Origin of the sequence: Bradyrhizobium sp. 197 (assembly GCF_023073375.1) — a bacterium.
Taxonomy (GTDB): Bacteria; Pseudomonadota; Alphaproteobacteria; order Rhizobiales; family Xanthobacteraceae; genus Bradyrhizobium.
Genome location: NZ_JADPJJ010000108.1, coordinates 215,472 through 229,692, shown reverse-complemented (window position 1 = coordinate 229,692; position 14,221 = coordinate 215,472). Strand labels below are relative to the sequence as shown.

Annotated in this window: 14 protein-coding genes; 2 read left to right on the top strand and 12 right to left on the bottom strand. The window is 63.1% G+C overall.

The genetic code is table 11. The annotated features are described in order from the left end of the window. Window positions 1–336 precede the first annotated feature (336 nt). Both IVB27_RS26385 and IVB27_RS26380 read left to right on the top strand, forming a co-directional pair. Window positions 337–834 (top strand): ferritin-like domain-containing protein, encoded by a 498-nt coding sequence (locus IVB27_RS26385; RefSeq protein ID WP_247446022.1) that lies wholly within the window; start codon window positions 337–339, stop codon window positions 832–834. A gap of 132 nt (window positions 835–966) precedes the next feature. After that, a complete protein-coding gene (locus tag IVB27_RS26380) occupies window positions 967–1,227 on the top strand; it encodes a hypothetical protein (RefSeq protein WP_247446021.1) in 261 nt (86 codons plus the stop codon). Window positions 1,228–1,312: 85 nt separating this feature from the next. Here IVB27_RS26380 and IVB27_RS26375 read toward each other — a convergent pair whose 3' ends face one another. The 12 genes from IVB27_RS26375 to IVB27_RS26320 form a co-directional block, all read right to left on the bottom strand. Then, a complete protein-coding gene (locus IVB27_RS26375; protein ID WP_247446020.1) occupies window positions 1,313–2,380 on the bottom strand; it encodes a UDP-glucuronic acid decarboxylase family protein in 1,068 nt (355 codons plus the stop codon). A gap of 11 nt (window positions 2,381–2,391) precedes the next feature. Then, entirely contained in the window at window positions 2,392–3,516 is a 1,125-nt protein-coding gene (locus IVB27_RS26370; RefSeq protein ID WP_247446019.1) for a CgeB family protein, read from the bottom strand. Continuing rightward, on the bottom strand, window positions 3,513–4,601 hold the full coding sequence (locus IVB27_RS26365; protein ID WP_247446018.1) for a CgeB family protein: 1,089 nt from the start codon (window positions 4,599–4,601) through the stop codon (window positions 3,513–3,515). Before IVB27_RS26365 ends, IVB27_RS26370 begins: the two co-directional genes overlap by 4 nt. Continuing rightward, window positions 4,598–5,728 (bottom strand): CgeB family protein, encoded by a 1,131-nt coding sequence (locus tag IVB27_RS26360; RefSeq protein WP_247446017.1) that lies wholly within the window; start codon window positions 5,726–5,728, stop codon window positions 4,598–4,600. The genes IVB27_RS26365 and IVB27_RS26360 overlap by 4 nt, the downstream gene beginning before the upstream one ends. Continuing rightward, window positions 5,725–6,837 (bottom strand): glycosyltransferase family 4 protein, encoded by a 1,113-nt coding sequence (locus tag IVB27_RS26355; RefSeq protein WP_345946919.1) that lies wholly within the window; start codon window positions 6,835–6,837, stop codon window positions 5,725–5,727. The genes IVB27_RS26360 and IVB27_RS26355 overlap by 4 nt, the downstream gene beginning before the upstream one ends. Continuing rightward, on the bottom strand, window positions 6,834–8,120 hold the full coding sequence (locus IVB27_RS26350; RefSeq protein WP_247446015.1) for a TIGR04295 family B12-binding domain-containing radical SAM protein: 1,287 nt from the start codon (window positions 8,118–8,120) through the stop codon (window positions 6,834–6,836). The genes IVB27_RS26355 and IVB27_RS26350 overlap by 4 nt, the downstream gene beginning before the upstream one ends. Further along, window positions 8,117–9,181 carry a GDP-mannose 4,6-dehydratase gene (locus IVB27_RS26345; protein ID WP_247446014.1) on the bottom strand — a complete coding sequence of 355 codons (1,065 nt, stop codon included), beginning with the start codon at window positions 9,179–9,181 and terminating at the stop codon, window positions 8,117–8,119. Before IVB27_RS26345 ends, IVB27_RS26350 begins: the two co-directional genes overlap by 4 nt. Beyond that, on the bottom strand, window positions 9,181–10,293 hold the full coding sequence (locus IVB27_RS26340) for an NAD-dependent epimerase/dehydratase family protein (RefSeq protein WP_247446013.1): 1,113 nt from the start codon (window positions 10,291–10,293) through the stop codon (window positions 9,181–9,183). Before IVB27_RS26340 ends, IVB27_RS26345 begins: the two co-directional genes overlap by 1 nt. A 210-nt stretch (window positions 10,294–10,503) precedes the next feature. Continuing rightward, window positions 10,504–11,709, bottom strand: a complete 1,206-nt coding sequence (locus IVB27_RS26335) for a phosphopentomutase (protein WP_247446012.1) — start codon at window positions 11,707–11,709, stop codon at window positions 10,504–10,506. Further along, on the bottom strand, window positions 11,697–12,650 hold the full coding sequence (locus tag IVB27_RS26330; RefSeq protein ID WP_247446011.1) for a glycoside hydrolase 5 family protein: 954 nt from the start codon (window positions 12,648–12,650) through the stop codon (window positions 11,697–11,699). Before IVB27_RS26330 ends, IVB27_RS26335 begins: the two co-directional genes overlap by 13 nt. Beyond that, window positions 12,647–13,414 (bottom strand): TIGR04290 family methyltransferase, encoded by a 768-nt coding sequence (locus tag IVB27_RS26325; protein ID WP_247350316.1) that lies wholly within the window; start codon window positions 13,412–13,414, stop codon window positions 12,647–12,649. Before IVB27_RS26325 ends, IVB27_RS26330 begins: the two co-directional genes overlap by 4 nt. Beyond that, complete coding sequence (locus tag IVB27_RS26320; RefSeq protein WP_247446010.1) at window positions 13,411–14,220, bottom strand: nucleotidyltransferase family protein; 810 nt, start codon at window positions 14,218–14,220, stop codon at window positions 13,411–13,413. The genes IVB27_RS26325 and IVB27_RS26320 overlap by 4 nt, the downstream gene beginning before the upstream one ends. Window position 14,221: the final 1 nt, after the last annotated feature.

Sequence of the window (14,221 nt, the reverse complement as noted above, 5' to 3'; positions counted from 1 at the left end):
CGAGAACTTCTTCGGCAAGCTCAAGGAATTCAAGCGCATCGCAATGCGCGCCGACAAGACCGACCAGAGCTTCACTTCAATGATCTATCTGGCCGCGGCCGCGATAAACTCCAGATGAATCCCAACAGACCCTAGTTGGGATGCGACCACACGCTCTGGGAAACCGCAGCTCGTCGGCGGCGTTCCTGCGGCGACGAATTGTATTTGTGTTCTGTTATCGCAGGTTAGCCTTAGGCGGAAGACCAGAGCCCGCACGGTTACCCAGATATCCAGTAGGAACGATCCGCGAAAATTGCGGTTGGGCCGCAGCAAGGCCAATGAGAAGGAGAACAGGAAATGGCTAACGTAGCACGCGATACATTCGTGGTCGGACTAAGCAATGCGCACGCGATGGAGGTGCAGGCAAGGGAGCTGATGGAACGTCAGTCGGAACGGCTGGATGAATATCCTGAGGTGAAGGCGAAAGTCGTCGCTCACCTTCAGGAGACCAACGAACAGCTCAAGCGGCTCGAGAGATGTCTGGAAGCTTGCGGCGAAAACTCCTCCAGCCTCAAGGATACGACCCAATCCGTGATGGCGAACATGCAGGCCATGGCGCATTCTGTCGCCGGCGACGAGATTCTCAAGAACACCTTCGCCAACAACGCGTTCGAGAATTTCGAGATCGCTGCCTACAAGTCTCTGCTCGCCCTCTGCGGCGCCGCTGGGGTGGCTGAAGCAAAGGATCTGCTCGAGACGTCCTTGCAGGAAGAGCAGCGCATGGCCGCCTGGATCGACTCAAACGTCGAGAAGGTGACGATGGAATATCTGGCGCATCAACGTCAGGCGACGTGACGCCATCCGGTCGCCGCTACAGGCAAGCCGCCGGTCCCGCTTGCCGCGAGACCGGCGGCTTGGCGGTTGCTGAACTCGGCTGTTTGTGCAGAGACCTGCAGGAACGATACATACCATTTTAGCTGGGCTGTGATGACGAAAATTATCTTCAGCGACTATGGCAATCTCGCCGCCGAGCAGGCTTACGAGATCGCGTGGGACTTTCTCGCCCGTGGCGGGGCTATCAGCGATGAATTCGAGACGTGCGTATTCCTGGCGCAGCGTATCACCATGATGGTCGACGAAGGCCAGACCAACCGGATTCGGATGGCCAATCGCGCTATCTCCGAATACGAGCACTACGTTGAGGACCTCGACAAGCCCATCTGTCGCGCGGCCAATTCGCGCTCGTGACAGAGTCAGGCGCCAGCGTGGCCAGACCAACCAGCTCACGCTCCGGTCGCTGTCGCATTTGCGGGTTCCTCGTCCGGTGGCTGGATCACCCCTGATCGGCAATCGTCAACCGGCCGCGTGCAGTGGTACGTCCGCTCCTGCGAGGTGCAGCGGCCGGAACAAGCGTCGGCGCTTCGCCGGCTATGCGCATGGCGAAATACGCGATGGTCGCCCGGAGACCATCCTTGAGCGCCACGCGCGGGCGCCACCCCAACACCTTCACGGCTGTGTCAATGACAGGCTTGCGCCGCTTCGGATCGTCTTTAGGCAGCTCCTCGAACCGAAGCGGGGAGCCTGATTCTGTATACGCCAGCACGTCGCGGGCAATCGCCTCGATCGTAACCTCGTGCGGATTACCCAAATTGCAGGGCCCGGTGACTGATAATGGACTCTCCATGAGCAGCTGGAGGCCGCGCACGAGATCGTCGATGAAGCAGAAGCTTCTGGTCTGCGTACCACCGCCATAGATCGTGATCGGCTCTCCCCGCAGTGCCTGCACGATGAAGTTGGAGACGACGCGCCCGTCGTTCTCCAGCATTCGCGGACCGTAGGTGTTGAAGATGCGCGCGATCTTGATCTCGACCCCGTACATGCGATGGTAATCGAACATCAGCGTTTCCGCGGCCCGCTTGCCTTCGTCGTAGCAGGCTCGGGGTCCGATCGCGTTGACGTTGCCGAGATAGGATTCCGGCTGGGGATGCACCTCGGGATCGCCGTAGACCTCGCTTGTCGATGCCTGCAGCACTCGGGCGCCCTTCCGACGCGCGAGCTCCAGCATGTTGATGGTGCCAAGCACGCAGGTCTTCATCGTGCCGACCGGATCTTTCTGGTAATGACGGGGCGACGCCGGGCAGGCGAGGCTGTAGATCCCGTCGATATCGCCCTCGATCTCGACGGGATCGCGTACGTCATGTTCGATGAAGCGAAAACTCGGATGATTGAGCAGCGGCCGGATATTGCTGATCGTTCCCGTAAACAAATTGTCGAGGCAGATTACCGTGTGGCCACGTTGCAATAGCGCGTCGCAGAGGTGGGATCCGATGAAGCCGGCGCCGCCGGCGATCAGCACCGTCGGGGAGCGGCGGGACGCCTGGATGCGGGTCTGAAGTGTCATGGCGCTGCCTTTCAGAGTTCTGCGACCTGCAAGGGACGCGATACGGGACGGCGCGCTGTTCTGCGGCACCGCCGATCGGACGCCTCGGTGTAGTACGTCTCGAGCTGCCGGGCGCGGTGGTCGGAGGTGTGATCGGCGATGACCCGCCGCCGCGCGTTGTCTGCGATCGAGCGCCGGTGGTCCTCCGGCATGTCGCGCAGGATTTCAACAACGTCGCGTGGATTCGACGCGAGCAGGATTTCCCGCGAGGGTTCAAAGACAGTTTCGATTCCAGGCCACCGGTCCGAGATGACGGGCGTGCCGCACGCCGCGGCTTCGAACAGCCTGACGCTCGGCGAAAAGCCGAGTGCGCGCATGTCGGCGCGGGTGGCGTTTAGCGTGAAACGCTGCTCCGCGTAGAATGTCGGATGATGCTTGGGTGTGAGATGCTCGATGCGGGCCACATTGGCTGGCCACACCACATCCTCGGGATATTGCGCGCCGGCCACCACGAACTGCTCGGATGACAGAGTGCGAGCGGGGGAGAGCAGCAACTGCTTCAGAACCGGTTGCCGGTCCTCGCTGTAGGTTCCGAGATAGCCCAGTGCCCATTTCTTCTCCGCGCGTTGCGGCGCGTAGATATCGGTGTCCGCACTGCAATACAGAACCCGAGCGAGCGGACTGCCATAGCTCTCTTCGATCATGTCGGGTACTGGGCCGCCGGCAAAGGACAGATAAAGGTCGAAACGCGGGATCATCGCCGCGGAAAGATAGTCCAGACCCTGATCGAGCTTCGCAAGCGTGACCGGCGTGTCGATGTCGTAGAAGGCGGTAAGCCCTCCGGTGTGGGTCGTGACCCATTCGGAGATCGCGATCCCATCGGGCACATAGGAGCCGATGACCACCAGATCAGCGTCTCGGATCATCTTGCCGAAACGCAGCGGGATGTCCTTCAAGGATTGATAAAGCTCGACGGTCCACGCAGAAGGCTTGGTAAGATCGCGGTGCTCACGATACCAGGGGACGTCGCGTTCCAGAAACGTGACGTGGTGACCTCGTCGTGCCAGGGCTTCGATCAGGGCGCGGTAGGTCGTGGCATGGCCGTTGCCCCAGGACGAAGTGACCGAAAGACCAATGACGACGATGGTGAGGTTCATTCTGCTGCCTCGATTCGCGAATTGCTTGCGGCAAAGAGATCGTTGAACTGGCGCGCGCGCTGCCGGTAGGTGTGGTGGCTCAGAATGCGCGCACGAGCGCGTCCTGCGATCGCCTGAGCCCGATCGGGGCGCAGTGCGGCAAGATGCTCTGCGACCTCCGCTCCGCTTGCGGCCACCAGGACCTCGCGATCCGGCTCGAGAAAATGATCGATGCCGTCCCACTGGTCGGTGATGAGGCAGGCTCCGGCGCCGATGGCTTCGAACACGCGTGTCGGCGGCGAGAAGCCGTAACGTGCCATGCTGTCGCGATTGACGTTCAGCGTAGCCAGACCGGAGCCGAAGAACGCGTTGTGGTCGCCGGTCCCGACATGTCCGACCTGCTGTAGATTGGCCGGCGTTTCCTTGGTCTCCCAGCCGGAGCCGCCGAGGACAAATCTCTTGTTGGGCAGTTGGCGCGCAACGTCGAGGAAGAACCTCTCGACGCGCTGCTCGCGATCGGGAAGGCGGTTTGCCAAAAGGCTGAGATCGCAGGTGAAACGTGGATTTGGAAGTGCCGGAAAGTGCGTGGCCGGGTCGAGCGCATTGTAGATCGGCACGCAGCCCCGCGCGCCCATGGAGCGATAAGCGGACACGACTGCATCGCCGCCGCCATAAGTCAAAACCATGTCGTAGGACCGGATCGCGCGGCGCAGATGATGTTCCGGATCGTCCGCCATCGTCTCCAGCGTGGCGGGGGCGTCGACGTCCCAATAGATGCGCGTCGCATTCGACGGAATGTCGGTGAGGGCGTTCTCCAGCTCCTGATCGAAAACGCCGACCCCGCTGGCCTTGATCAGCATGTCAGCCGAGCGGGCGGCTCCCTCGATCGAGCTTCGCCAGCCGTCCGGCGTCGCGGCGTAGACGACCACCCTCGCCCAGTTGGGATCGTCGATGTCGCGGTGGGCCTGGCGCTCGAAGGCGTCGGGCTCGAAGAACGTGATGTCGTGGCCGAGCGCCGCAATCTCCTTCAGCATGCCGCGATAATAGGTGGCGGCACCGTTCCAGTAGGATGAGACGAGGCTGGATCCGAAGAAGCAGATCTTCATGCGGAGGCTCCGATGTATCGTGACGGCTGTGACGAGCGGCCTGAGGCCCGGAGATCCTGCACGATGCTGACAAGCTGCTCCGCGCGGTGACGGCAGGTGTGACGCTCCTTGATCGTCCGCAGGCCGGCCTGCACTGTGGCGGTCCATAACTCGTGGTCGTCGAGGAGCGCACGAAGCGCGCGCTTCATTTCGGTGCCGTCGGCGGCGCCGAGATAGGCGCCTTCCGGGAACAGGCCTTCCGCGTCTGACCAGGGGGCCGAGACCAGTGGAATGCCGCACGCCATCGCCTCGAAGACGCGAATGGTCGGAATGCCCGGAAGCAGGCGGACGTAGGGGGCGCGCGGCACATGGACAGTGGCGCGTGCGCCGGCGAAAGCGATGGGAGCCCAGTGTGCGGGCAGCCACCCGCCATGCCGGATACCTGCCGCCTGAATGGTGTCGAGCGCCGCGTCCGAATAGCGGACGCCATAGACCTCCGCGCGCAGCTTCAGTTCGGCCACCGGTTCAACCAGAAATTCGTTGAGCTCGACGCTGCGTTCGCCGTCGCCCCAATTGCCGATCCAGACGACATCGTCGGTGCGCTCGACATGCGGCAGCGGATGATACAGGGCGATGTCCGCGGCCTCGTGCCAGGTGAAGGCCCGGTCGGCCCAGCCGAGCTTCAGATATATCTGACGAAGCACCTCGCCGAAGGCGAGCACACCGTCGAACCCGTCGAGGTCGAATTGCGCAAGCTCGTCAGGTGCGCTGACGGCGCGGTGATGGGTGTCGTGGAACAGCAGCGTGAAGGGAGCGCCATGCGCCCGCCTGTCGCCGATGTCTGCGATCAGTTCCGGCGAATTCCATTCGTGGACGACGACGAGATCGGCGCCGTGAAGCGCCTCATCCAGATCAAGGCAGGCGTCATAGCGGCGGATGCCGATGCCGGGAAACAGCACCGGAATGTCCTCCATGGTCTGAGTGCCACCCTCGCGGATCGCGTTCAATCGGCTCCAGCCGTCGACCGGCTCGAACACGACGACCTCATGACCCAGCGCATGAAGTTCGCGGGCATAGCCGCGCAGGAAGTGGGCGTTGCCGTTGTTCCAGCAGGAGGTGAAGGCGTGGTAGAACAGGACGCATTTCATGCACGCACCTCGATCTGGCTTCCCGGCGCGGTCTCGCGACGGGAAGCGAGCAGGTCCTCGTAAAGCCTGAGATAGGCACTCGTCGTCCGGGTCAGGGAATAGGTGAGGGAATGCTCAAAGGCTGCCCGTTGCAGCCGCATCCGCTCGCGATCGTCGGCGCACAGACCTGCGAGCGTTCGATGCAGCGCCTTGCCGTCGGTGGGATCGACGAACAGCGCGGCTCCGGTCCACAATTCCCGGAACGTTGGGATGTCGGACAGGACGAGCGCGCATCCCGCCGCCGCGGCTTCCAGGACCGCGAGCCCAAACGGTTCATAGAAGGCGGGGCTCGCGAAGATCGCCGCGTGCTCCATCCGCGCGCGCATGGCGTCGTACGGCAATTGCCCAAGCCAGGTGATACAATGCGATGGGCTGACGGTCGCCGCACCCGCCACCTGGACCGGCCAATCCAGCCCCGGCGCCGCGGCGGCAAGAACCTCGATGTTCTTGGCGCGGTCCCACAGCCGCCCGGCTGCAAGGATCAGCTCCTGCTTACGTCCGAGGGCGCCTCGGGGTGTGATCCCATTCCAGATCACGGCGCCCGGCGATTGAGGATGGTAAATCTGCGCGATCACGTCGTGAAAGGACTGGGTTGGGCATACCAAGGCCTGCGCCTTGTCGAGGGCTGCCGCGACGCGTTCGGCGTAGCTGCGCCATCTCGGCTCGCCCAGCCAAGCCGTATCACGGCAGGCCAGCGCCCAGGAGCCGACGCAGGAATGCGCGACGAGTACCACCGGCGCGTGCCAGTCGAAGGTTGCTTCGCGAAAGCTGTTGAGGTGAATAACGTCCGGCCTGAATTGTGCTTCGAGCTTCGTGAGGATGCGCCGCGCTCGGGCGAGGTCCTGCCCTTCCGGATCCTGCCATTCCAGCGCGAGGTCCGTTTCGATCAGGCGCACTCGGGAACCGCGCAGCATCTCGCGCTGCTCGGCTCGTGCGCGCCGGCCCATGGTCACGAGGCCGACATCGGCCCCCGACGCCGCAAGCTGCGATGCGAGAGCGCAGGAATAGGTCCAGACACCCCCGACCGTGTCGGTCGTCATCAGGATCCTGATGTCCGAGCTACGGCTCATGATGCCACCTGCAGTTCGAGAGCCTCGAGCGGAACCGGGCGATCGTTCTGCACGTCGCTGAACTGGTCGAACATCGCGAGATAGTGCCGGTGCGCGCGCTCCCAGGCGAAATCGTCGGGCTCGCCCCACAGCTTTTGATAATCCGGCGAGCCCGGATAGGGATAGAGCGGGACCGGATCGTTGGCCCAGATGCCGGCATCCTGCATCGTGTGGCGCCAGCGCTGCACGATGGGATCATCGTCCTCGGGGACTTCGATCAGGTTGGCCTGCACGAAAGGAACGTGACGGCGCGCTTCGACCAGACGTTCGGCAAGCTGGTCTGTCGTCATCTTGCAGTTCTTGGCAAGCGCAGCACGGCCCTCGACGGTCAGGCTCTCGATCCCCGCCTCTATCGAGACGCAGCCGGCCCCACCGAGCAGAGCCAGCATGTCCGGCTTCCAGAGATCGATGCGGGTCTGCACACCGAACTTCAGCCCGCGTGTGGCCAGCCCTTCCAGCAGTTCCGCGTTCGGAAGAAATATCTCGTCGATGAAGTAGACATATTCGATGCCCTGATGGCGCAGGCCGTCGATCTCTTCGAGAACGACGGAGGGGGGCCGCTTGCGGTAAGCGTTGCGGAAATTCTCTTTGGCGCAGAACGTGCAGTTGTACGGACAACCCCTGGAAGACTCGACCTCGGCGCCTGGCGCCTGCGGCTCGGCTTCGAAGCGGTGATGATGATGATGATGCCGCCGGATCATCTCCTCGGGCCAATCAAGCGGCGGTTGATCCCTGAACGCGACGGCCTGCGGGCCGCCATTGACGCGGAGCGATGCGCCATCGGCGAAGCACAAGCCGGGAAAGTCCCGCTCGCCATTGGCAAGACGCAGCAAGGATGCCTCGCACTCGCCCATTACGACGACGTCGGTGCCGAGCTTTCGAAGCGCCGCTTTTGGCACGGTCGAGCCATGGGGGCCCACTGCCACGAGGATCGGAGCCAGGTCGCGCACCCCCATTGCAAGCTCCTGCGGGACGCGGAGCTCGGGAGGGGCGCAGCGCCAGAACAGATAAGTCGGTGCCGTCGTGATGACGATCTGGTCGGGGCCGAACGCGCGCAGCTCGGCTTCGATATCGGCGAGAGAAAGGTCGAACATATGGGCATCGAGCAGCAGCGTCTTGTGCCCGGCCGCCTTCAGGTAGTGTTCGGAGATCCCGAGTTCGAGCGGAAGGTGAGGAGATCGGCAGCCGAAATAGATGCTGCCGCCAAAATCCCAGTTTGGGTTGATGAGGGCAACACGCGTCATGCCAGCGCCTCGCGGTTGCCCTGTGCCGATCCGAAGCGGCCATCCAGCCAGGTGTGAAGGGATCGGAGGCCGTCTGCGAGAGATGTCTGAGGCGCCCAGCCGAGCGCGCTGGAGAGGGCGCGCGTGTCGGTCACGTACCAGGGCTGATCGCCGGGCCTCCAATCGGCAAAGCGATATACCACCTTGCGGCCGGTCAGATCGGTGATGCGGTCGATCAATTCCAGCAGACTGATCGCGTTGGCCGGGCCGCCGCCGAGATTGAACACGCGTCCACGGGCGAGCGCGATGCGATCGAGCACAGCGAGCCAGGCCGAGGCCGCGTCCGACACATGAAGCGCATCGCGGACCTGATGGCCGTCGCCATAGATCGTCAGCTCTTTGCTGCGGATGGCGCTCAGCAGGAAATGCGCGATCCAGCCCTGATCTTCGGTGCCGAATTGCCGGGGCCCATAGATGCAGCTCATGCGCATCACCACGGTCTGGAGGCCGTAGACCCGCGCATAGTCGTGAACGTATTGATCCGCCGTTCCCTTGGAGCATCCATAGGGGCTGTAGAAGTCGAGCGGTGCATTTTCCGAGATGCCGCCGGCGAGCAGACCGCTTGTCGGCGTGTAGCGGCGGCCGGTGAGCGCGATGTCGCCGTCGTCGATCAGGCGTCCGTAGACCTTGTTGGTCGAGGCGAACACGATCGGCGCGGCGCTATTGTGGAGCCGCACGGCTTCGAGCACATTCAATGTGCCCCGCGCGTTGATCTCGAAATCGGAAGCCGGATCGCTCACGCTGTCGGTGACCGCGACTTGGGCAGCCAAGTGCAGCACGGCGCGGACTTCACGTACGGCGTCGATCACCGGGATCGGTTCGCGGATGTCGGCCACGGTAATTGTGACTCGGTCGCCATGCCGGGACTTCAGCCATTGCGCGTTCTCACGCACGCCGGCGCGGGCGAGATTGTCCAGTATCAGCACGGGATCGCCGCGTTCCGCGAGCCGGTCGGCGAGGTTGCAGCCGATAAATCCGCAGCCGCCGGTGATCAGGACGGGTCTGTTGTCTCGTTCACTCATCACGCGACCAATCCTCGTTGCTGCAGCTCCTTGGTGGCTCGCTCCGCCTGATCGTCAGCGATTTGGTCGGCGAGATACTCCGCCAGCTCCCGGAGACCGTCCTTGAAGGCGACGTGCGGCTCGAAGCCGAGCAGGTCGCGCGATTTTCCGATGTCGGCGAAGCAGTGCCGGATATCGCCGGCACGATATTTCCGCGTCACCTCGGGCCCGATGTTGCCGCGTCCCATGACTTCGGCGAGATCCTGCGCCACGGAGAGAATGGTGCGGCACTGCCCCGAGCCGACGTTGAAGACCTCCTGGGTGCGATCGGCTTCGAGCGCCATGCGGCAGGCGCGGGCGACGTCATGTACATGGACGAAGTCGCGCCGCTGCAGACCATCCTCGAAGACAAGGGGGGGCCGGCCGTTGAGCAGCCGCGCGGCAAAGATGGCGAGCACGCCGGTATAGGGATTGGACAGCGCCTGGCGCGGACCGAACGCATTGAAGAAGCGTAGCGCCACCGTCGGAATGCTATAGGCCTTGCCGGTGATCAGGCACATGCGTTCCTGGGCATATTTGTTGAGTGCGTAGATCGAACTCAGCGAGGGCTGCTTTGTCTCCGGGGTGGCAACGGGATCAAGCGGGCGCCCGGTGATATCGCGTAGCTCCCAATCGCCCCGGCGAAGCTGCTCGATCGGCCGTTCGTCGCAGGCGATGACGCTCTGATCGGCGCTCCGGTAAAGGCCTTCGCCGTAAATGCTCATGGACGAGGCCACCACCAGCCGCTCGACCGGGCGCTTGGATAGTGCCTGCAACAGCACGGCGGTGCCGAGCTCGTTGGTCCTGACATAGGGTTCGATGTCGTACATGCTCTGGCCGACGCCCACCGCGGATGCGAGATGCAGGACCATGTCGGTGCCGCGCAACGCGTGTTCGACCGCGGGAGCGTCGGTGACGTCGCCGACGACGAGCTCCGCCTCTTTGGCAAGATAGGCAGGACGCTGGCGGTTGCCTCCGTGGACCTGCGGCGAGAGATTGTCGAGCAGGCGGACTTCATAGCCGGCCGCCAGCAGCACGTCGGCCGCATGCGATCCGATGAATCCGGCGCCTCCAGTGATCAATACTCGCGTCATTCACCGCTCCGTGCCGCCGTGAGACCGATCCTGCGGGATCAATCCGTGATGAGAATGAAAGCGCGCGCTGCTGTTCTGGTCGGGGCGACCGGCGCGCCAGTCACATTTGGAAATAGAAGCGATGCAAGGAATGTTCGTTCCTGCGAAACCTACAAACAAACATTTCTCTAACCTGGATCAATAACCCAAGTGAATCGGCCGGCGCTGCGGCTAAAAATGCACGCCACGAATCGGCGCTTGCAGCTCGAGATGTCTTGCGACCGTTGCCCCTATATCGGCAAAGCCGGTGCGTCTGCCGATCGGAGAAGATGACCGCCCGCGCACCGCCAGAATTGGCACTTGTTCGCGGGTGTGATCGGTGCCGCTCCAGGTTGGGTCGCAACCGTGATCGGCCGTGACGATGAGGAGATCATCGTCGCGCACGCGGTTAAGCAGCTCGGGAACGCGGGCATCGAAGGCTTCGAGCGCCGCTGCATATCCCGCGACGTCTCGGCGATGGCCGTACAACGTGTCGAAATCGATGAAGTTGGCGAACAACATCCCACCCTCTGCAAGAGAGGCCAGCCCATCAAGCGTGGCATCGAACAACGCTTCGTTGCCATCGCCCCGCATGTTCCTCCCGGTCCCGCGATGGGCGAAGATGTCGTCGATCTTGCCGATCGTCACGATGTCACGGCCTGCGCTTTCGGCGAGATCGAGGATCGTTCGCTCGGGCGGCGGGACGGAATAATCCTTCCGGTGCGCGGTTCGCTTGAAGTGACCTGCTGACGTGCCGATGAACGGCCGGGCGATGACGCGCCCGATGTTCAGGGGATCGACCAGTCGGCGGGCAACGCGGCAGACCTCATAGAGGCGTTCGAGCCCGAATGTCTCCTCATGTGCAGCAATCTGAAACACGCTGTCGGCCGACGTATAACCGATCGGCTCGCCGGTTCTGATGTGACGCTCGCCGAATTCGTCGATGATCTCGGTGCCGGAGGCGTGACAGTTTCCGAGGATGCCGGGCAATCGCGCCTGTTCGCACAGGCGCTCCATCAGGTCGCGCGGGAAGCACGGTTTGGTCCTTGGAAAATAGCCCCAGTCGAACGGCACCGGCACACCGGCAATCTCCCAATGACCGGATGGCGTGTCCTTGCCCTTCGATATCTCGCTTGCGCAGCCAAAGCGCGAATGCTCCGGACATCCGTCCAGCCCGGGCGGCACGCGCCCGGTTGCGAGACGACAGGCCTGGCCAAGGCCCAGCGCAACCAGATTGGGAAGCTGAAGCGGTCCTTCCCGCCGCGGACCATCGGCATTGCCGACCCTGCACATCTCAGCGATGTGACCGATGGTATCGGCACCCTCGTCGCCGTAATTGACGGCATCGGGCGCGGCGCCGATCCCAACGGAGTCCATCACCAGGATCAGGGCACGCATGTCGGCTCCCGGATGGTCGGACGCGAAGACGCCGCGGAAGGCGCGACCCCTGTTTTCGCGCAATAGCGCTCGACCATCTGCGCGCAGAAATCCGCGAACTCGTTCACGTCGAGCGGCGGGCTGGTGTGATGAGGCTGGATACCCCGGTGCTCCGGCGTGAAGCAGAAGGTCACCGTAACCTGAAACTCGGCCAGCGCGTCCATCTGGCGGTCGAACCAGTCGAGCGCGTTGGGACGAAAGCTGTCGGCCCAGGACAGGCCGGTCCTGAGATGCTGCACGCCCAGCCGGCGCATCCAGCCCACGGCGTCATCGAGGCGGTGGTCCTCGAAATGAAACCACTGGCACAGGCCCATCGCAGGTGCAAAGTTGCGGAACAGCTCCGCCGAGGCTTTCGGTGTCCCGTCCTCGCGCAGCAGGCCCATGTGGAAATGCCGGTAGTAGGAGGAGCCTTCAGCCTCCTTATGCCGGGTCGTGGCCTCCCAGCTCGAAGGCAGATCGTAGAGGCTGTACCAGTGGATGCGCGGAGCGCGGCCGATCAAGAGCTCCGCGGTTCGGGTCAGTCCCCAAGCCTGCACCTCTTCGGCGCCGAAAGACGAGACTCCCACCTCCGTCACCCAGACCGGCAGCGAAGTGACCGCCTTGATCTCCTCGAGCTTGGCCGGCCATTCCGCAATCTGCCACAGGTTCCAGTCGAGCGGAAAGCCGTGCACGGCTACCGCATCGACGTGATCGAGTACGCCACGCCCCTGCATATTGCGGATGAACGACGGATCAATCGGCGATATGCCGCCGAGCACACGCGGGAGTGTGGGATGGGCGCTGCGGATCGCCTTTCCGGCCGCTAGCGCCAGGTTGGCGAACATGGTCCAGTCCGGATCAATCAGGATGTCCCAGTGCGACTTGTTGTTGGGCTCGTTCCAGATCTTGGCGGCTTCGATCATTGGCCGGCCTCCCGCGACGGATAGACAGGACCTTCCGCCTGCGGCCTTGTTACCCGCTTGCAAAGATAGACTTCGTCTTCCGGATGCGCTGCGATCGCAAAGCCGGCGCTGCGCAGCATGGCTTCGGCGCAGGCGCGGTTCGGCACCCACCAATTGGTGGGGTCGTCGGCATATTTGTTCTCGATGAAGTGCAGCTTTGGATAGCCCGGCGAATCGAACTGATCGGTGGTCCAGAAGTCGTAGTTCTTGTCGACCGGATCCACGCGGCTGTCGCCGCGCTGCATCGATTGGAACAGCAGGAGATCGCCGGCCACGTGCTCATGGATCAGGTCGAGCGCCAGCAGAGGGTGCCGCAGATGGTAGAGCACCCCCATGAAGATCACGAGGTCGAACTTTTCGCGCAGCTGTCCGACGTCATAGGCTGACATCTTGCGGAATTCGATCCTGAGCCCGTTCACCTCGGCCGCGAAGCGGGCTTGCTCGAGATATTCGTCGTCGGTGTCCAGGCCGAGGACGCGCTCGGCGCCGCGCCGCTTCATCTCCATGGCGTAGAAGCCGGCATTGCAGCCGATATCGAGTACGGTCTTGCCGTCGAGACGGTCCGGGATGATCCCGGAGAAGCGTCGCCATTTCACGTTGGGATAGTCGCCGAGAAAGTGTGAAGGCGCTGTCGGTACACCCTTCAGGTCCAGATTGTGAAACCATGGCCCGAGCGCATCGACACGCTGGCGGATTTCCTCGCGGGAGAGGGCGCCTCTGCTCATGCGGTCACTCCATTGTTCATTGCGGGGGCTGAGCGGGTTGGCTCGGGCGAACCGCCGGCCAGCAATCGAGAGCGTCCGTTCCCGGTGGAGCTTTCCGCGAGCAACGCCATTGCCGTCCGATAGCCATCGATGGTGCCTACATCGACATAGGATTCGCCAGCTTTGACGCCGAGCCCCTGACCGCCGGCCGCGATGTAGGCGTTGACGAGTGTCCCGAAATATTCATCCCGGTGGTCGCGCTTTGTCCACAGCGATTGGAGTTCGCGAAATCCGTTGGCAGACATCTTGAAGGCGCCCCATATCCATTTCGACGCTGCGTCCGGCTGCTTGACCTGGATCTCCGTCACGCGATCGCCGTCGAGCACGACCGCATCGAAGAACTCGGGATGTTCGACCGGAAACAGCAGAAACGACAGGTCGGCGGCCGGCAATGCCTGCAAGGCCGCCTTGGGGAACCAGACTGTATCCGGAAGTCCGACGATGACGTCTTCGTCATGGCCGACGACCGTGCCCGCCCTGAACACGGCATCGCACAGCCCCGACGCGTCGGGCTGCACGACGTAAGCGAGCTGGGCGCCGCCATAGTGATCGCCGAAATATTCGAGGATGTCGGATTTGCCGGGGGAGATCACGAAGCAGATCTTGTCAGCCCCCCCAAGGATCAGCCGCTCCAGCAAATATTCCGAGACGGCGCACGGACGGTCCATGCCGTCGTCCCGTCGGCTTCCGACCGGAAGCAGTTCCTTGGAGAAGGCGAGCGGCTGGATGCGGCTGCCGCGGCCTGCGGCCGGAACGATGCCCCACATG